Consider the following 20,466-nt stretch of genomic DNA (forward strand, 5'->3'; position numbering starts at 1 on the left):
TGTCATTCCGATTATTACTGAAATCAAAATATATTTTGATTGAAAGTACCTTGCGTAGCAAATAGCGGTACAGAGGAATCTCTTGTGTAACGAATGGTATGTACTTTTACTGTAATCGTAACGAAAACCAACAACTAAACTCTAAGCATTTAAACCCTTAAAACGAAATCAATAACGGGCAACGAGCAACGAAACTCAAAAATCGAAGAACGAACCACGAAGAACGATTAACGAACCACGAACCACAAAGACCATTACAACAAATCCAAAATTCGTTCTAAACGCATGCCTCTTGATCCTTTGATAAAAATAGCACACTGTTCTAAAGGATGCTTTTTAAGGTAATTGCTAAAATCTTCAAACGTTTGAAACTGTTGTTTTTCGGTTTGGGTTTGATAAAATAGTTCTCCGATAAAATATTGTGTTTCAAAATTGAGCTGTTGGCACAAGTCCACAATGGCTTGGTGTTCTTGGATGGAATTTTCTCCCAACTCAAACATATCACCCAAAATAACCACTTTACGAGGGGCTTCTTGCAAAGCAAAATTTTCTAAAGCCACTTTCATACTAGAAGGATTTGCATTGTAAGCATCTAAGATGATTTGCTTGTTTTTTGTCTGAATGATTTGTGAGCGATTGTTGGTAGGTGTATATTGTTCAATTGCTTTGATAATCTCAGTAGGGTGGACTTTAAAATAATCGCCTAGAGTAATGGCAGCTGCAATATTGGCAAAATTATAGGTACCTATCAAATGACTTTGCACCTGCTTGTTTTTATAAGTAAGTTGTACAAACGGATGAGCGGCTATCAATTTTATGTTGTTAAGATCAACCGAAATGGATGTGATACCTTTTGATTTTTCAAGCTGAATTTCATCTTCAGGATTTAGCAATACCAGTTTGTCATTGGCTCTTAAGTATTGGTAGAGTTCACTTTTGCCTTGAATTACGCCTTCAATACCTCCAAAACCTTCTAAATGGGCTTTGCCAAAATTGGTGATGTATCCCAAATCGGGTTCGCAGAGGCTGCATAGGAATTCAATTTCTTTTTGATGATTGGCACCCATTTCTACAATGGCCAATTCGTGTTCGGGTGTCATAGACAATAGGGTTAAAGGTACCCCTATGTGATTGTTCAGGTTGCCTTTGGTGGCAATGGTATTGTATTTTTGGTTTAAAACCGCAAACATCAGTTCTTTTGTGGTGGTTTTTCCATTGCTACCAGTTAACCCAATTACGGGTATGTTTAATTGCTTTCTGTGGTAATGAGCCAGCTGTTGTAGGGTTTGCAAAACATCATCAACCAAAATGATATTTTCTTGGGTTTGGTATTCGACTTCATCAACCACTGCATAAGAGGCACCCAATTCGAGCGCTTTTGCTGCAAATTGATTGCCATTAAAGTGTTCTCCTTTTAGAGCAAAGAAAATGGTGTTTTTTCTGATGTTTCTTGTGTCTGTATCTACCAGAAAATGTTCAGAATAAATTTGATATAAAGTTGTAATCTCCATTTTTAAATATAAAAAAAACCTCATTATTAGAAAACAATGAGGTTTTTATTTTTTAACGTTTTATGTTATCTACTAGGATTTCTTGCTGTTCTTTTCCCTGTAGCCATTGGACCAACACGATCTGAAACACATCTAAAACCAATGTAGTTGGTTGCCATATATTCTGGCAAATACCTTCTTTGTGCAGGGTCTAACCAATATTCTCTATCAGACCAAGAACCTCCTTTATATACTCTTGTTTTATTACTGATTAAAGTAGTTCTTCGCTCTTCATCGTTTACCAATACTTCTTCACCAGTTTCTGGGTCAATCACTCTTGAAGGACCTTTTGGTGAATTGTACATACTAGGTTTACTTTTAATTCCGTCTTCATCTTCATCGAAAAAACGACTTGAGTTTGCATCTCCATCACCAATATCTCTATTGTCTGCCACCATAAAGTTTCTTCTCATAGTAGTATCATCTTTAGTAATTGGAATGTATTTGATAGTATTTGGCAATTGTTTTGGAATAATCTTACCATTTGGTAACGTATCGTAAGTCATTTCAGGAGCTTCATCAGTAGCAGCAATAACTACGTTACCTTCTTCATCAATCATTTTTTTTGTAAAGATATTACCTCTAAAATAGTTGAAATCATTCGCTTCATTATCAATAATTGGTCTGTACACATCTGCTACCCATTCAGCAACATTTCCAGACATATCATATAAACCAAATCCGTTTGGTGGATAAGATTTAATTTTATTTGGAATATCTGCGCCATCAGAACTCCAACCAGGTAAACCACTATAATTCCCTCTTCCTTGTTTAAAGTTAGCGAGTTGATCTCCTCTTGTTCTTTTATTTTTAGAACGGGTATATTTCCCATCCCAAGCATATTTTTTTCTACCTCTTATATTATTGTATTCTCTGTTTTCAAGCGTTGCTTTTGCTGCAAATTCCCACTCAGCTTCTGTAGGCAAACGAAAACGCTGTGTTAAAATACCATCGGCTTGTGTAATTTTTCTAGCACCTTGAAAAGCATCTTTATCTGGTCTTGGTTCTCCTTTTTTACGAATGGCTCTACCAACTCCTCTTTTATATACTGTAGAATCTCCGTTAAACAATTTAGAATCGTCTGTTAAAAAAACGTCCGTATCAAAAAAGTTGCTTATCGAGTCTGCCTCAAAAATGTTTTTAATGTGTCCTTTATCAATTAACGTTTTTAAGTTTACAGCATTGGTACGCCATTTACAATATTCATTAGCTTGTAACCAACTCACTCCAACTACAGGATAATCTGCATAAGCAGGATGACGAAAATAATTTTCTGATAAAATATCGGTGTTTCCTAAACTCTTTCTCCAAACCAACGTGTCTGGTAATACAGAAGTGTAAATGTGTTTGTATTTTTCTTCAGAAGGTGGAAAAACATTTTTCATATACTGTACATATAAAAAATATTCTGAGTTAGTTACTTCTGCTTCATCCATATAAAAAGAACGAACGTGTATCTTTTTGGGAGTCGTATTCCAATCGAACATGACATCATCTTGCACTTGACCCATTGTAAAAGTACCCCCTTCTATACCAATCATTCCTGGAGGAGTTTCTTGGCCTTTAAAAGAATTATTTTTTATAAAATTACCATTTTTAGGATCGTTATAATTCAAACCAGTTAAGGTAGATTTATTGGAATTTGAGCTTTTACAGCTGGCTAACAATAAAATTGTTAGGAGCACTAAAGAGATTTTAAATATGTTTTTCATTTCCTAATTTAAAATTGATAGGGTTTTACATAGCGAATTTACGATAAATATACTTTCTTACAAGTAAATCACCAAGTTTTAACGCATGATTTTTGTACTTATTTAAAGAAACGATTGCTTTTTTACTTTAGTATAATTTATCTTTGTTTGTCATAAAATATCTAAATTTTATTTGCGTTATTTGAATAATTAAATGAAAAAACAGTTTTTATTCTTTTTTTGTCTGTTGGTATGGCAACAAAACTTTGCACAAGTAACCAACTCTGTTCTTGCTTCTGGAGACTGGTATAAGTTTGCTGTAGACACCACAGGAGTTTTTAAAATTGATCGGAATGTATTGCAACAAATAGGAGTTTCTACCAATGGTTTAAATCCGAAGAAAATTCATATTTATGGTAATGGTGGTCAGCTTTTGCCAGATGTAAATAGTGCATTTCGATACGATGATTTGCAAGAAAATGCCATTTATATTCAAGGAGAAAGTGATGGCGCTTTTGATGCCGACGATTTTATTCTTTTTTATGCCAAAGGGCCACATCATTGGAATGTAAATGCCACTACAAATACAGCCACTCATGTGCAGAATATCTATTCAGACAAAGCTTATTATTTTATTACCGTAAATGAGGTTGATGGAAAAAGAATTCAAACCAAAACTCCAGTAACAGGAAATGCAACAACTCAGCTAACTACTTTTGATGATTATACCTTTTACGAAAAAGAAGAAAAAAGCATTTTAGCTGTGGGTACTCAATGGTTTTTTAATCAGGATTTTAATATCGAAAATAGCCAAACCTTTAGTATTCCCTTTCCGAATGCAGTGGCCAATCAAGAAATTACGGTAAAAGTGGGTGGAGTTTCGAATTCAGTAGTTTCCTCTACCATGGATGTAACTGTAAACGGACAAGATTTATACACTATTAATTATCCTGCTGTAAATTCGGGTTCTTTAACCAAAGCTTATGCCATACAAAGAAGTGCTGCTTTTGTAAATTCATCAGAGAATATTACAGTTTCGATTCGCTATGATAATAATGGAAATCCGTCTGCCAATGCTTTTTTAGATTATATAGAAGTAATAGGTAAAAAACAGTTGCAATTTAGTGATTTTCAATTTTCCTTTCGAAGTTTTGAGCAAGCCAATACATCAGGAATTGTAGCGTATCAAATCGAAAATGGAAATGCAGCTTTTCAAGTTTGGGATGTTACCAATTATTTAGCGCCTCAAAGCATATCAAACGAAAGTACTGCCAATGGCTTTTCGTTTAAAGACAATGCTGGAGCCTTAAAAGAATACATCATTTTACATGAAAACGATTTTTACACACCAGAAACCATAGAAAATGCTAAAATTGCCAACCAGAATTTACATGCCATTAAAGATGTAAATTACATCATTATTACCAACAAAACCCTTTCTGGAGAAGCGCAAAGATTGGCAGATTATCATCAAAACAATTCAGGTTTAACCACAAAAGTGGTGCTTTTAGATGAAATTTATAACGAATTTTCTTCAGGATCTAAAGACATCACAGGAATCCGAGATTTTATCAAACAGGTGTATGAAACAAATTCATCCGAAGACACAAAATTAAAATATGTCTGTTTTTTTGGAGATGCCTCTTATGATTATAAAGATCGCATTGCTGGGAATAATAATATTGTGCCTGTAAAATTATCGAGCATCAGTTTTAATTTGGCAAATTCTTGGGTTACTGACGACTTTTTTGTGATGTTAGAAGACCATGAAGGATTGATGTCTACCAATCATACAGTAGATGTGGTTTCGAGTAGAATTCCTGTAGCTACCTTAAGTGAAGCAAGTACTGCTGTTGATAAAATTTTAAATTATTATTCTAAAGATGCCATTGGAGATTGGCGAAACACCATTACACTTTTGGCAGATGATATTGATGCTTCTGGAGAAGAAGTGATTGAGCAAGGGGTAGAGTCTATTGCTGATGAAATTAAAAATAACAAACCTATTTTTAATGTGAATAAGATTTATATGGATGCCTATGTGCAAGAAAATTCTTCTGGTGGTGAACGTTATCCTGAAGTAAATGAAGCCATCACCAATGCTATTGAAAAAGGAACTTTAGTTTTCGATTATTTTGGTCATGGAGGAGAAGACGGATTTGCATCAGAACGAATTTTAGATGTGCCACAAATCCAGTCTTTTAATAATGTAAATACCTTACCGCTTTTAATTACAGTAACCTGCGATTTTTCTAGATTCGATAACCCAAATCGAATTACAGCTGGCGAGCTTACTTTTAAAAGTAGTACTGGTGGTGCTGCAAGTATGATTACCACTACTAGAGAGGTTTACATTTCTACTGGTCAGCGTTTTAATGAGCAATTGGTGCGTAGTTTACTCGCTTTTAATAACGAAGATTATACCATTGCAGAAGCTTTGGCCGAAACCAAAAATAATTTTTCGAGTACTCAAAAATTCTTTATTTATCATTTTGGAGATCCTGCCATGAAATTGGCAATTCCAAAACCCAATGTGCGCATTACCAAAATGAATGATATAGACATTAGTCAATCTTTAGATACCTTAAAAGCTTTGTCTAAAATTAAATTTGAAGGGGTAATTACAGATGATTCTAATACGGTTTTAAACGATTTTAATGGTACTTTATCGACCACAATTTTTGATAAAACCATAGAAAAATCGACCTTAGACAATGATGGTTTTGGGGTAAAAATGAATTTTGATACGCAAGATAGTAAGCTTTTTAGAGGAAAATCTACAGTTACCAATGGTGCTTTTAGTTTCGATTTTATTGTACCTAAAGACATTAAAATTGCATACGGAAAAGGGAAACTTAGTTTTTATGCAGAAAATGGTGACATTGATAAATCTGGAGCAAATTTTGATGTTGTAGTTGGCGGAATTAACGAAAACGCACCCGAAGATAACACTGGGCCAGAAATTGGTTTGTTTATGAACGACGAATCTTTTATTGATGGTGGCAATACCAACACATCACCCAATTTAATTGCAACCTTATCAGATGCCAATGGTATTAATACTTCGATTACAGCTGTAGATCATGATATTGTTGGAATTTTAGATGGAGATACCACGAACCCTATTATCTTAAATGATTTTTATCAAACAGAATTAGACGATTTTACCAAGGGGAAAGTCAATTATACCTTGAGAGATTTAGAAGTTGGTCCACACACCTTAAAAATTAAAGCTTGGGATACTTACAATAACTCATCAGAAAGTACGTTAAACTTTGTGGTAGTAAGTGATGCCATTCTTAATTTAGAGAATGTATTGAATTATCCAAATCCTTTTGTAAATTATACCGAATTTTGGTTCAATCACAATAAACCTAATGAGCCTTTAGAAGTGCAAGTTCAAATTTTTACAGTTTCGGGTAAATTGGTAAAAACAATCAATCAAAACGTGCAAACTACAGGTAATTTATCAAGAAGTATTACTTGGAATGGTTTGGACGATTTTGGCAATAAAATTGGAAAAGGAGTGTACGTTTATAAATTAAAGGTAATGGCAACTACCAATAATTTGGTGTCAGAGAAATACGAAAAATTAGTAATACTACAATAAAAAGTAGATATTTGTAATACATAACAAGAAAATTAAGAATGAAAAAATTAGGAATTTGTTTCGCACTTTGTGCTTTAGTAAGTTTAAAATTTAATGCACAAACAGACACACAACAAACAGGAGGTATTACTACTGCAACCCCTTTTTTATTAATTGTGCCTGATGCTAGAGCAGGTGGTATGGGAGATATGGGTGTTGCCACTTCTGCAGATGCTTGGTCTTTGTTTCATAACCCTGCAAAGATTACTTTTAGTGATCGACAAATAAAAACAGGAATTACGTATTCGCCTTGGTTGCGTAATTTAACCGATGATATTTTTGTGGGTAGTGGTGCTTACATCAACAGATTTAGCGAAAACGCAGCTTGGGGTGCAGATTTTAAATACTTTTCTTTAGGTCAAATCGATTTAACGGATGATCAAGGAAATGCAAACGGACAAATTAATCCTAATGAATTTGTAGCTACAGGATCTTATGCCTTAAAATTAAGCGAAACATTTTCTATGGGAGTTTCGTTAAAATACATTCGTTCTAACTTAGCGTTTAATGGTACTTCTGGTAATGCATTACAACCTATCAATTCTTTTGCTGTTGATGTTTCTGGGTACTATCAATCTTACGAAGAAAATTATGGTAATTTTAACGGACGTTATCGAATTGGGTTTAACATCGCGAATATTGGTCCTAAGGTTTCTTACACACCAGGTGAAGAAGATTTTATACCTACCAATTTAAAATTTGGTGGTGGTTTTGATTTTATTTTAGATGATTATAACATCATTTCTACCAATATTGAATTCACAAAATTATTAGTACCAACGCCACAAGAAGATGGCTCTGATGAAGAAAAAGGTTGGATACAAGGAATCTTTGGTTCTTTTGGTGATGCACCAGGTGGATTTAGTGAAGAGTTAAGCGAATTTACCTATGCTTTAGGAGTTGAATATTTATACAACAATGCTTTTGCATTAAGAGGAGGATATTTTCACGAAAGTCCAGATAAAGGAAACAGACAATATTTTACTTTAGGAGGTGGCTTTAAAACCAACGCTTTAAACATCGATTTGTCTTATTTAATCAATTCTTCTGATGTAAATAATCCACTAGAAAACTCATTGCGTTTTTCTTTATCTTTCGATTTAGGAGAAATTTACGACAATTACTAAAAATGATATTTTTTTAGTAAATTTATACCTACAAAAGCAGTCGAATAAGGCTGCTTTTTTTGACGATTTTATTTATGAAAAAAATTGAAATAGCTACAAAAGCTCTGCTTTATAAGGATATGTCTGAATTGTCTGAAGAAGACAATAGGTTAATGCTAAAAGCCATTGAAGCAAGACATACTGCTTATGCTCCTTATTCTAAATTTAGTGTTGGTGCAGCTTTATTGTTAGAAAATAATGAAATTGTGTTGGGAAGTAATCAAGAAAACGCAGCCTATCCATCAGGAATGTGTGCAGAAAGAGTGGCCATTTGGAAAGCTGGTTCTGCGTTTCCTGGAGTAAAGATTTTAAAATTAGCCATTACAGCAAGTTCCGAAATTACAAAAGTAGATCAACCTATTGGACCTTGTGGCGCCTGTAGGCAATCGTTATCTGAATATGAAATAAAGCAAAAACAAGCTTTTCCAATATTGTTTATGGGAGAAGTTGGCGAAATTGTAAAAACAGAGTCATTACTTTCTCTATTGCCTTTTTCTTTTGATAGTTCCTATTTATAAGATTTTTTTCCTGCAAGGTTTCTAAAACCAAGTAGGTATGCAAAAAGTACGCATTAAAAGTAAGTTAGAATCAATTCAACCATACACAACATTCTGCAAGGTTTTTAAAACCTTGTAGGTATATAAAAATTTTTAAATTTAATTGTAGAAGTACTAAAATTAAAAAAAGAAACACAGTATCCAGTAAAGATTCTAAAACCTTGTAGGTATATAAAAACTGTTCAATTGAGTTAAATATTTATTAATTTAAGAGGATGAAACACAACGTCCTGCAAGGTTTCTAAAACCAAGTAGGTATGCAAAAAGTACGCATTAAAAGTAAGTTAGAATCAATTCAACCATACACAACATTCTGCAAGGTTTTTAAAACCTTATAGGTATATAAAAACTGTTTAATTGAATTAAAGATTTATTAATTTTAGAGGAAGAAACACAACATCCTGCAAGGTTTTTAGAACCTTGTAGGTATATAAAAACTTTTCAATTGAATTAAAGGTTTATTAATTTTAGAGGAAGAAACACAACATCCTGCAAGGTTTTTAGAACCTTGTAGGTATATAAAAACTGTTCAATTGAATTAAAGATTTATTAATTTTAGAGGATGAAACACAACATCCTGCAAGGTTTCTAAAACCAAGTAGGTATGTAAAAAGTACGCATTAAAAGTAAGTTAGAATCAATTCAACAATACACAACATCCTGCAAGGTTTTTAGAACCTTGTAGGTATATAATAACTTTCAATTGAATTAAAGATTTATTAATTTTAGGGGAAAATACACAACCCCCTGCAAGGTTTCCAAGACCAAGAAGGTATTTAAAATAGTAAGCAATGCAATCAGACATCAGCTCAAGAAAAGACATCAAATTAATCATCACTAAATTCTACGATAAATTGTTAGGAGATGAAAAAATGCTGCCTTTTTTCAAAGACATTGTTGCTCAACATCAACTTGAACATCATATAGAAATCATCACAGATTTTTGGAACGATATTTTATTTGATACGCTTACCTACCATAACAATGTGATGCAAAAACACTTGCAAAAAAATGCATTTGTACAGTTTAAATTAGAACATTTTGAACTTTGGGTATCGTATTTTTTTGCCACCATTGATGCCAATTTTCAGGGTGAAAACGCACATCAAATGAAAAACAGAGCAAGCGCTATAGCAACAGTAATGAAGCTTAAGCTGAATGTTTATTCAAATTAAAATTATTTTTAGATGACTAAAAGTGACCAAAATTTCCATTTGAGTTTTCCATTACTATGCATGCATAGTAATTTTATTAATACGTTTTTTATAATTTGCTTCGTGAAAATATACATATTATGATTTCATCTAAAATAACAGGAACAGGAACCTTTATTCCTTCTTTAAAAAAATACAATTCAGATTTTTTAAATGAAGAGTTTTTAAATGCAGATGGTACTGCTTTTGCAGCTACGAATGATGTAATTGTCGAAAAATTTAAAGCCATTACAGGTATAGAAGAAAGGCGTTATGCAGCAGCAGAATTCAAAACCTCTGACCTAGCCTTTTTTGCCGCAGAAAAAGCCATAGCAGATGCCAATATAAATTCAGAAGAATTAGATTATATTATAGTAGCTCATAATTTTGGCGATTTAAAAAAAGATGCCATTCAAGGAGATACATTGCCAAGTTTGGCTTCTAGAGTAAAGTATAAATTGGGCATTAAAAATCCAAATTGTGTGGCTTATGATATTCTATTTGGTTGCCCAGGTTGGATTGAAGGGGTAATACAAGCACAAGCTTTTATAAAAGCGGGCATTGCCAAAAAATGTTTGGTAATTGGTGCAGAAACATTGTCTAGAATTATTGATAAATACGATAGAGATTCTATGATTTATAGTGATGGAGCAGGGGCCTGTATTTTAGAAAAAACAGAAACAGATAGTGCAGGAATTTTAAGTCATGCTTCACAAACATTTGCTAACGAAGAAGCTTATTTTTTACATTTTGGTGGTTCTTATAACCAAGAAGAAGATCAAAATATAAAATACATAAAAATGTTTGGGCGAAAAATTTACGAATTTGCCATTACTCATGTACCAGCAGCTATGAAATCTGCTTTAGATAAAAGTGGTGTTGCTATCGATGATGTAAAGAAAATTTTTATCCATCAAGCCAATGAAAAAATGGATGAAGCAATTATAAAACGTTTTTACAGACTCTATAAACAACGAGTGCCTAAAGATATTATGCCTATGAGTATTCATAAATTAGGCAATAGTTCTGTAGCAACAGTACCTACTTTATTAGATTTAGTTTTAAAAGGAGAAATAGAAGATCATGAGGTAAATAAAGGTGATGTGGTTCTTTTTGCTTCTGTAGGAGCAGGTATGAACATCAATGCTATAGCGTATAAATTTTAGAAAAAGTGGAACTAGATTTTTTTAAGACGTAATTGTTAGACTGTTAAGGTTAATTTTAAAAAAGCCGCTTAATTTTGTGCGAATTCTACCAGAACTTAACGAATTCTAATCCATCGAAAAAAATATAAATTTCAGTATTAAAATTTAATATGAAATAGTATTTTTGCGCATGCAACAACACAACGTACTTATTTTAGATTTTGGTTCTCAATACACGCAACTAATTGCAAGAAGAGTAAGAGAATTAAACATTTACTGCGAAATTCATCCTTATGATAAAGTTCCAGAAAATTTAGAAAGTTATAAAGCTGTCATCTTATCTGGTAGTCCTAATTCAGTAAGAGGAGCACATGTATTACATCCAGATTTATCTGATATTAGAGGTAAAAAACCACTATTAGCAGTGTGTTATGGAGCGCAATATTTGGCACATTTTTCTGGTGGAAAAGTAGCAGAATCGAACACAAGAGAATATGGTAGAGCTAATTTATCATTTATAAAAAATGATGAAGCGTTCTTTAAAAACATTTCAGAAGGTAGCCAAGTTTGGATGAGCCATTCAGATACCATAAAAGAATTACCTACAAATGCGGTTTTACTTGCAAGTACCAAAGATGTACAAAATGCCGCTTATAAAATTGAAGGCGAAACCACTTTTGCCATTCAGTTTCATCCAGAGGTATATCATTCTAAAGATGGAAAACAATTGTTAGAAAACTTTTTGGTAGGTATTGCAGAGGTAGCACAAACCTGGACTCCAGATTCTTTTGTAGAAAGTACTGTAGCCGCCATTAGAGCAAAAGTAGGAAATGATAAAGTAGTTTTAGGGCTTTCTGGAGGAGTAGATTCTTCTGTAGCAGCTGTTTTGTTGCACAAAGCCATAGGTAAAAACCTGTATTGTATTTTTGTAAATAACGGACTTTTGCGTAAAAATGAGTTCGAAACTGTATTACGTAGATACGAAGGAATGGGTTTAAACGTTAAAGGAGTAGATGCTTCTGAACGTTTTTTATCAAAATTAGCAGGCATTACAGATCCTGAAGGAAAAAGAAAGGCCATTGGGAATACATTTATTGATGTTTTTGATGATGAAGCGCATCAAATACAAGATGTAAAATGGTTGGCACAAGGTACTATTTATCCTGATGTTATTGAATCTGTTTCTGTAAATGGTGGGCCATCTGCAACCATTAAAAGTCATCATAATGTTGGTGGATTGCCAGATTATATGAAATTAAAAATTGTAGAGCCTTTGCGTATGATTTTTAAAGACGAAGTAAGAAGAGTAGGAGCATCTTTAGATATAGATCCAGAATTATTAGGGCGTCATCCTTTTCCTGGACCTGGTTTAGGAATTCGTATTTTAGGTGATGTTACCGCAGAAAAAGTCCGCATTTTACAAGAAGTAGATGCCATTTTTGTAAACGGATTAAAAGAAGATGGTTTGTATGATAATGTTTGGCAAGCAGGTGCTATGTTGTTACCCGTAAATTCTGTTGGAGTTATGGGTGATGAGAGAACTTACGAAAAAGTGGTGGCATTAAGAGCAGTAGAAAGTACAGATGGTATGACTGCAGATTGGGTAGATTTGCCGTATAAATTTTTACAAAAAACATCAAACAAAATCATAAATCAAGTAAAAGGTGTTAATAGAGTTGTGTATGATATTAGCTCTAAACCACCTGCAACTATAGAATGGGAATAAAGTATATGAAGCATTTAAAATTATTTATTTTTCTGTGTATTTTAACATTCACAGTTTCTTGTGGCCAGCAAAAAAGATACATTCAGTATAAGGTAAAGCAAGGAGAAACCATGGATAAAATTGCCGAAAAACTGGACATGAAAACGCCAGATTTACAGCGATTAAATCCGGATGTAGAAGGACAGCCAAAAGCAAACACTTTTTTAGTAGTACCAGAAAAAAAACTAAATAATTTTAAAAATAAAGTAAAAGAAAGTGCTGAGGTTGTTTCAGATTCAATTGTAAATACTTCTGATTTAGATGAAGAAGAAAATCTTTTAGAAGAAATCAAGGAAAAATTCGTGGTTTATGAAGTTAAAAAAGGTGATACTTTTTATAGCTTAAATAAAACTTTTGATGTTTCTAGAGGCGAGTTACTGCAATTAAATCCGGAATTAAAAGAAGGTTTAAAAGTAGGAATGTTGTTGAAAATAAAAGAAATTCCTTTAGAAATTGTATCCGAAGAAATTTTTTACAACGATTATATTGATAGAAATAAAGACTTAAAAGTTGCTTTATTATTGCCTTTTAGAACCCATAAATACAGAAACGATTCGCTTACTTTAAAAGAAATTTTTGATAGAAATTCAACTTTATTAAACATTACCACAGACTTTTATTTAGGAGCAGAAATTGCGATTGATTCTTTACGTAGAAAAGGAGTTGATATCGAATTTAATGTATTTGATACAGGCGATCGTAGATCCAATCAAATAAACAGTATTATTTCTAGAAATAACTTAAATAGTAATGATGTAATTATTGGTCCTTTGTATTCTGAAGAGGTAACCACTGTAGCTGCTAATGTAAATGTTCCTGTCATTTATCCTGTTTATTCTGATGATCAATCTCGATTTAGTGCCAGTAATATTGTAAAAACATCACCAGAAAAAAAAGTATTTAGAGAAGAATTGGAAAAATATATCATCGAGAACTTTAACAAAGTAGAAACCATAGCAGACAATAATACTTTAATTGATGAGGAAGTAACAATAGAAACTCCGATTATTGAAAAAGGAAATATTATTATTGTGAGTGATGAAAGTTCTGTTTCTAAACAAAACAGTAGAACCATTCAAAATAACTTAAATTATGGCATAGACGCAGAGGTAAATGTTTTATCACCAGAAAATGGATACATCGAAAAATCTCGTTTTCTTAATCTATTAAAACCTGGTGCTAAAAACTGGGTAATTATTGCTACAGATAAAAATGTGGCAGTTTCTGATGCAATTAATAGTTTAATCAGTTTGCCAGAAGAAACTACAGTTAAAGTTTTTACTTACGATAAAGGCAAAGTTTACGATAAAATTGACAATAGAAAATTAGCAAAAATCGGCTTTACTTATGTAAGTGATGAGTTTGTTGATGAAAACTCGTTAAACACAAGAATATTCAATCAACAATATCAAAAAAAGAACAAAGCATTACCCTCTTTTTACGCAACAAAAGGGTTTGATATTACCTATGATATATTAATTCGTTTGGCTTCTGGTTACGATTTAAAATCAACCTTAGAAGAAGGAATGTCTGTAAGAGTAGAAAGCAAATTCGACTATAGAAACAGCTCTTATCTTTCTGAAAACAAAGGCTTATTTATTGTACAATACAATAAAGATTTGTCTTTGACTAGGTTGAAGTAAAGGTGATAACTGGTATTGTATTTATTTTAATTTCAGTTGTCGCTTTTTATTGGGTATACAATTCAGATGTAGAAGATGAAGTTGTCGAGTACGAATCTTTTGGAAGAATTAAATTATATTTAGGCATCATAATTTTATTTATTATTGGACTAGTTTCCATCATAAAAAGTTTATAAAACAAAAAAATCCGCTATAAGCGGATTTTTTATTTTTTGAATGAAAATAACAACTTAGATTTTCTTCATCTGTTGTTTCATCATTTGCATTTGTTCTTTTAGCATTCCGTGTTTGTCTAATTTCTTAGCCTCTGCCATTAAATTAGTCGCTTCACGTTTGCGTCTTTTGGTCATTGCAATTCCTGCTAATTGTAGTTTAGCCATTGCCAAATCATGATCCATAGACAAACCTAATTTTACTGCTTTTCTTAAAAACTTTTCAGCTTGTGTAATGTTGGTTTGGCTTAACATAATACCATGTAAATAGTTATAATAACCTTGTTGCTTTTGTATTAAAGCTGTTTCAGGATTTTTAATATAACCTAACCATTTTTGAGCGGCAGGAAAATTTTGCTTACGCAATTGTAAAAAAGCCAAAAGAATAAACTCGTTTTTAAAATAGAATAAGACAAAAATTCCAGCTAATAATAAGATAGAAATTCCGTTCATAATATTTCCTTGCGTAAATTCATATACAGCCCAAACTGTAATTAAACCTGCTAAAACTAATTTTATATTTTTATTAAACATTGGTTGTTTTTAATGATTAAAAAATTTGAAAAGCAAAAATACATTTTCAGAATTACTTCTTAAAGTATTTCTTGTATTTAAATGATGCTAAAACAGTTAAACCAATTAAAGCAAAAATATAAATATAAGCTTCTTTTGGGGTTACTACTTGATCTCCACTTGCATAAGAATGCAAACCAGATAAATAAAAGTTAACGCCAAAATAAGTCATCATTATAGATAAATACGCAAATGCTGATGCAAAATTAAAAGATAATCTGCCACGTAAACCTGGTATTAAACGCATATGTAAAACAAAAGCATACACCATAATAGAAATTAATGCCCAAGTTTCTTTAGGATCCCATCCCCAATAACGTCCCCAACTTTCATTAGCCCACATACCACCTAAAAAGTTACCAATAGTAAGCATAACCAAACCAACTGTAATGGCCATTTCATTAATAATGGTCAATTCTTTAATGTTTACGTCCATTCTCTTTTTGTTCTTTTTATTGGTAAATGCAATCAGAATTAAAGAAACAATTCCTAAAATCATTCCAAGAGAAAAAGGTCCGTAACTGGCCACAATAATAGAAACGTGTACCAATAACCACCAAGAATTTAAAACAGGTTGTAAGTTGGCAATTTCTGGATCTAACCAGTTTTGATGTGCAAAAGCTAAAATTATGGCTGCTAAAAATGTAGTAGCACCAATGGTTAGCGTCGATTTTTTACCCAAATACAAACCAAAAGCCATAGTTGCCCAAGCTACATAAATAATAGATTCGTAGGCATTACTCCAAGGTGCATTTCCACTAATGTACCATCTGGAAATTAATCCAAAAGTGTGGAATAAGAAACTGAAAATAATAAGCACGATTAATCCTTTAACTATATAATTCAGTACTTTAGACTTGTAATAAAAGATTTTAAGAATTTCTATAAAGATTAACAGTAAGCCAAGTACCAAATAAAAAATAGAGCTTTTTATAAAAATCCCTAATTTGTTATAAGCAATTTCTAAATCTATTTTTCGTTCTGCAGGATATACAGCTGCACCATATTTTTTCTGATAATTTTTAATTCCATCTAATATTTTATTGGCTTTGCTGTAATCTCCACTTCGTTTTGCAGTTTGTAAAAGTTGCATGTACAAAGGCAATAATTTTGGTACATAAAGAGAATCTTTAGTTTTTATGATGTTGCTATTTGCAATTTCTGGATGCGAAACCCATTTGTTATTTTCATCATTAGGAATAGGATAAACTCTTAGAATTCCACCACCAATAGCGCTGTACAATAAACCAACTCTTCTGTCGATTTTAATTAAATCTTTATCAAATTTATTTTGGATTTTTGTTTTTTGAGCTTCTTCTACTTGACCTTTAATGATATACTCACCCCTGTTAGAGAAAAAGTCTGACAAACGAGCATATTTTGCAGTTTTTTCTAGGCCTAATTGTTCTCTAATCTTATAGTTATTTTTCTCTAGATATATTGCTGGTACTTCATACCAAAGTCTGGCGTTTTCTATTATTGATAGCAAAACCTGACTCGGTTGCATACCATGTAAAGTTTCTGTCTGACTAACTTTACGCACCAATTCAGAAGCAAAAGTATGAGCAGGTTTCATTCTACCTCCTGCATCTTGTATTACAAGTTTGTTAAATTCTTCTGCGTGTTCTACAGCTACTAAATTTGCTTTTAAAATAGAATCTATTTGTTGGTCAGAAATTCTATTTACTTTGTGTGGACTAGTTTTTTGTTGCTTAGGTTGCGTAGTTGTAGTGTGCACATGATTTGGATCTGAATGATCGTGTTCTGCTTCTTGACCAAAACTAAAAGTAGCGATACATAAAGCTGCAGTTAAAGACATTAACGCTTTTTTCTTTCTAATTTTCTTTAATGAATTTTTAAGTGCATCAAAACGTGTGTTTTTTGCAAAAAAGATGCAAATTAAACCTGTGTATAAAAGTGAATATCCTAAGTAAGTGATAAAAGTTCCCCACCAATCGTGATTTACAGATAAATGAGTTTGTTCTCTTTCGCCAGATAAATCGTAACTAGACTGAAAGAATTTATAGCCTTTATGATCTAAAATATGATTCATAAAAATTCTAAAATCAAAAGTTTCATCAGTATCAATTACAGTAACTTCACTGGCATACGAAGCTGCACTTTCTGATCCTGGATATTTTTCTAATTGAAAATCGTTTAACTTAATACTAAAAGGAGTTTCTAAAATTTTAGCACCATACCACATTCTAAAATTTAAACCATTTAACGTAAAATCTTGAGCATTATCATTATTAAATTTACCTCCTGTAAGCTCAACTCTTTGGGTTTTATCACCTGTTTTTACATCTAAAACAATAACATCTAAAACTTTATCATCTTTGGGGCCGCTTACTGTTTTCATTGTTCCTTTACTTGGATATTGAGGCACTACAAATGGCAAACCAGCTACGTTGTATAAAGAACGTAATTTAAAATCTTGAATACTATCTTTGGTTAAGCTTCCTCGTTGTTGCGTGGCCATAACTTGATAATTTCCATCAGCTTTAGAAGTTATTTTTAAACTATCATTTCTTTTAAAAATATTAATATTTGCGTTATTATCTTTTGCATTAAAACCTACTAATACATTATGAATATTAGCAACTGTACCCGATTTTATATAATGTTCGTGTCTGTTTCCGCTAGAAGATTCTACTAAAAATAGGTGTTCTATACCATTGGCATCTTCCACTAATTTTTTTTCTGCCCAAGGAATGTAATCTACCAAATTAACCTCGTAATCTTTGTCTTTAAAATTATCAGAAAAAGACCAAGAATTAGAACCCCAAGCACTTAATAAAATAGGTTCGTGCTTTGTTTTTTGTACTTCGTTATTATCAACAATAACATTTACATAAGTAGTTTCTGATAAAAATTTATTGGTAGTTTCACCTTCATCAATCAACATAATGCCCTCAAAACCTACATATCTAGTAACACCAGCACCAATTAAAATAAATAAAAATGCAACGTGAAACATTAAAACTGGCCATTTTTCTTTTCTTAACAATTTGTATCTAAAGATGTTACCAAAAAAGTTGATCACAAAGAAAATCATAATTACTTCAAACCACCAAGCGTTATACACTAAAGCTTTAGAAGTCTGGGTTCCAAAATCATTTTCTATAAAAGTGGCAATACCCATTGCAGTTGCAAAAAGGAAAAATAAAACAGCCATTAAACGCGTTGAGTATAGAAAATTAAGAAAGTTTTTCATCTGAAAATGTGTGCTTTTAAAAGAGCAACAAATTTAAGCATAAAAGCACAAATAACCTTTTTGATATAGCTATATTTAATTGTTAAAATAGCACTAAAAGAAATGAAAAACCCACATATAATACCAAAAAACATTGCCAAAAGAGTAGAAGTTGCTTTAAAATATTTTCCACAATTGGCTGATATTAAGATTGAATTTAAATTAAAGAAAAACATTAAAAAATCTACAATGCAGGCCAGACCTACGTTTGATAGTTTTTTTAAAAGTAAAAAAAATCGAAAATATTTAATTTTAATTAGTAAAAAGTTTAAAATTTCTGACAAAGAGTTTTCTACTTTAGATATTCCTGATGATATTTTTATTGGTTGGATTGGCCATGAATTAGGACATATTATGGATTATCAAGACAGAAGTAGGTTCAATTTAATTTGGTTTGGACTCAAATATTTGTTTTCAGAAAATCATATTGTAGAAGCAGAAAGAGCAGCAGATCGTTTTGCTGTTCAACATAAAATGGAAGATTATATTTTAAAAACCAAGAATTTTATTTTAAACCATGCAGAGATTTCTGAAGTGTACAAAAATAGAATGAGAAGATATTATTTATCGCCAGAAGAAATTATGTTTTTGGTAGAAGATAGAGATAAAATGGGGGATAAATTAGAGAAAGCATTGTAGTTATTTAGAATGATAAAAAAAGCCTTTACGAAAAGTAAAGGCTTTATTTGTTTGACTATTAATCAATCCAAATGGATTTTGTATTTACAAATTCTTTGATTCCGAAATCGGATAATTCCCTTCCATAACCACTATTTTTAATTCCTCCAAAAGGCAATCTTGGATCAGAAGCTACTAATTTATTCACAAAACTATTACCAGCTTCTAATTGCAAAGCAATTTTTTCTCCACGTTCAGAATTACCAGTGATTACTCCAGAGCCCAACCCAAAAGAGGAATGGTTTGCCAATTCTATGGCTTCATTTTCATCTTTGGCTTTGATTACAGAAGCAACAGGACCAAATAATTCTTCATCAAAAGCAGTCATGCCAGGTTTTAAATCCGCTAAAATAGTTGCAGGATAATAAGCTCCTTTTCGATCAGGAATTTTACCACCCAAAATTAGTTTCCCTCCTTGTGCTATGGTTTTTTCTACTTGCTCATGAATTTCATCACGCAAATCAACTCTAGCCATTGGGCCATAATAAGCATCTTCTTTAGTGGGTTCGTCCATTTTTGCCTCTTTCATTTTTTTGGTAAACAATTTTAGAAAATCATCATAGATTTCTTCTAAAACAATAAATCGTTTGGATGCAATACACGTTTGTCCATTATTTTGCAAACGACCAAAAGTTGCCAAATCTGTAGCTTTTTCTAAATCAGCATCTTCTAAAACAATATAAGCATCACTACCACCCAATTCTAAAACGGTTTTCTTTAAATTTTCTCCAGCAATTTTGGCAACAGAACGTCCTGCAGGTTCACTACCAGTTAAAGTAACTGCAATTATATTTTTATCTTCTATAATGTTTTTAATATCATCAGATTCTACATTTAAATTGGTAAAAACACCTTCAGGAAAACCGGCTTTAATAAAAGCCTCTTCTAGAGCAAAAGCGCAACCTTGCACATTAGATGCATGTTTTAAAACCCCAGTATTTCCTGTCATCACAGCTGGAGCAGCAAAACGAATGACTTGATAAAATGGGAAATTCCAAGGCATTACAGCCAAAACTACTCCCAAAGGTTGATAGGTTATATAACTTTTTTTAGCTTCGGTTTCAACAATTTCATCAGCTAATAATTCGTGAATATTATCAGCATAATATCTACAAATTAAAGCACATTTTTCAATTTCACTTCTAGATTGTTTGATGATTTTACCCATTTCTTGAGTAGCTAATTGTGCATATTCTTCTATATTTTCATCAAAAATGTCAGCAAGTTTTCGCATCAATGTAGCACGTTCATCTAGGGTAGTTTTTTTCCAAGATTGATACGTTTTGTTGGCTTTTGCTACTTTTTCTAAGGCTTTTTTTACAGGCAATCTGTTGTAACTTGCAATTTCTTCTTCAGTTGCTGGGTTTATTGTGGTTACTTTTTTCATA

At 32.1% G+C, this 20,466-nt stretch carries 13 protein-coding genes; 8 read left to right on the forward strand and 5 right to left on the reverse strand.

What is annotated here, in order from left to right; all coding sequences use genetic code 11:
* Positions 1-254 precede the first annotated feature (254 nt).
* Both ACWYN7_RS13750 and gldJ read right to left on the reverse strand, forming a co-directional pair.
* Complete coding sequence (locus tag ACWYN7_RS13750) at positions 255-1,511, reverse strand: UDP-N-acetylmuramoyl-tripeptide--D-alanyl-D-alanine ligase (protein WP_462860552.1); 1,257 nt, start codon at positions 1,509-1,511, stop codon at positions 255-257.
* A 65-nt stretch (positions 1,512-1,576) separates the two neighbouring features.
* Positions 1,577-3,262, reverse strand: a complete 1,686-nt coding sequence (gene gldJ, locus ACWYN7_RS13755) for a gliding motility lipoprotein GldJ (protein ID WP_462860553.1) — start codon at positions 3,260-3,262, stop codon at positions 1,577-1,579.
* A gap of 193 nt (positions 3,263-3,455) precedes the next feature.
* Between gldJ and porU the strand changes: the two genes are divergently transcribed.
* From porU to ACWYN7_RS13790, 7 genes are all read left to right on the forward strand, one after another.
* Complete coding sequence (porU, locus tag ACWYN7_RS13760; RefSeq protein WP_462860554.1) at positions 3,456-6,851, forward strand: type IX secretion system sortase PorU; 3,396 nt, start codon at positions 3,456-3,458, stop codon at positions 6,849-6,851.
* Positions 6,852-6,889: 38 nt separating this feature from the next.
* The gene (porV, locus tag ACWYN7_RS13765) at positions 6,890-8,017 is read left to right on the forward strand and encodes a type IX secretion system outer membrane channel protein PorV (protein WP_462860555.1); all 1,128 of its coding nucleotides are present in this window, start codon (positions 6,890-6,892) and stop codon (positions 8,015-8,017) included.
* Between the two features lie 74 nt (positions 8,018-8,091).
* The gene (gene cdd, locus ACWYN7_RS13770; RefSeq protein ID WP_462860556.1) at positions 8,092-8,574 is read left to right on the forward strand and encodes a cytidine deaminase; all 483 of its coding nucleotides are present in this window, start codon (positions 8,092-8,094) and stop codon (positions 8,572-8,574) included.
* A gap of 830 nt (positions 8,575-9,404) precedes the next feature.
* The gene (locus ACWYN7_RS13775) at positions 9,405-9,788 is read left to right on the forward strand and encodes a group III truncated hemoglobin (RefSeq protein ID WP_462860557.1); all 384 of its coding nucleotides are present in this window, start codon (positions 9,405-9,407) and stop codon (positions 9,786-9,788) included.
* 119 nt (positions 9,789-9,907) lie between these two features.
* Positions 9,908-10,972 carry a 3-oxoacyl-ACP synthase III family protein gene (locus tag ACWYN7_RS13780; RefSeq protein ID WP_462860558.1) on the forward strand — a complete coding sequence of 355 codons (1,065 nt, stop codon included), beginning with the start codon at positions 9,908-9,910 and terminating at the stop codon, positions 10,970-10,972.
* Positions 10,973-11,141: 169 nt separating this feature from the next.
* The gene (gene guaA / locus ACWYN7_RS13785; RefSeq protein WP_462860559.1) at positions 11,142-12,677 is read left to right on the forward strand and encodes a glutamine-hydrolyzing GMP synthase; all 1,536 of its coding nucleotides are present in this window, start codon (positions 11,142-11,144) and stop codon (positions 12,675-12,677) included.
* Between the two features lie 5 nt (positions 12,678-12,682).
* Positions 12,683-14,359 (forward strand): LysM peptidoglycan-binding domain-containing protein, encoded by a 1,677-nt coding sequence (locus ACWYN7_RS13790; RefSeq protein ID WP_462860560.1) that lies wholly within the window; start codon positions 12,683-12,685, stop codon positions 14,357-14,359.
* A gap of 230 nt (positions 14,360-14,589) precedes the next feature.
* Here the strand turns inward: ACWYN7_RS13790 and ACWYN7_RS13795 are convergent, their stop codons facing one another.
* Together ACWYN7_RS13795 and ACWYN7_RS13800 are read right to left on the reverse strand one after the other, a co-directional pair.
* Positions 14,590-15,105 carry a DUF2892 domain-containing protein gene (locus tag ACWYN7_RS13795; protein ID WP_462860561.1) on the reverse strand — a complete coding sequence of 172 codons (516 nt, stop codon included), beginning with the start codon at positions 15,103-15,105 and terminating at the stop codon, positions 14,590-14,592.
* A 52-nt stretch (positions 15,106-15,157) separates the two neighbouring features.
* Complete coding sequence (locus ACWYN7_RS13800) at positions 15,158-18,361, reverse strand: cytochrome c biogenesis protein (RefSeq protein ID WP_462860562.1); 3,204 nt, start codon at positions 18,359-18,361, stop codon at positions 15,158-15,160.
* Between the two features lie 102 nt (positions 18,362-18,463).
* On the opposite strand from ACWYN7_RS13800, the gene ACWYN7_RS13805 reads away from it, so the two are divergent.
* Entirely contained in the window at positions 18,464-19,039 is a 576-nt protein-coding gene (locus tag ACWYN7_RS13805; RefSeq protein ID WP_462860563.1) for a hypothetical protein, read from the forward strand.
* A gap of 58 nt (positions 19,040-19,097) precedes the next feature.
* Here ACWYN7_RS13805 and ACWYN7_RS13810 read toward each other — a convergent pair whose 3' ends face one another.
* Positions 19,098-20,465 (reverse strand): NAD-dependent succinate-semialdehyde dehydrogenase, encoded by a 1,368-nt coding sequence (locus ACWYN7_RS13810; RefSeq protein WP_462860564.1) that lies wholly within the window; start codon positions 20,463-20,465, stop codon positions 19,098-19,100.
* Between the last annotated feature and the right edge of the window lies 1 nt (position 20,466).

It is taken from the genome of Polaribacter sp. M10 (genome assembly GCF_054968445.1).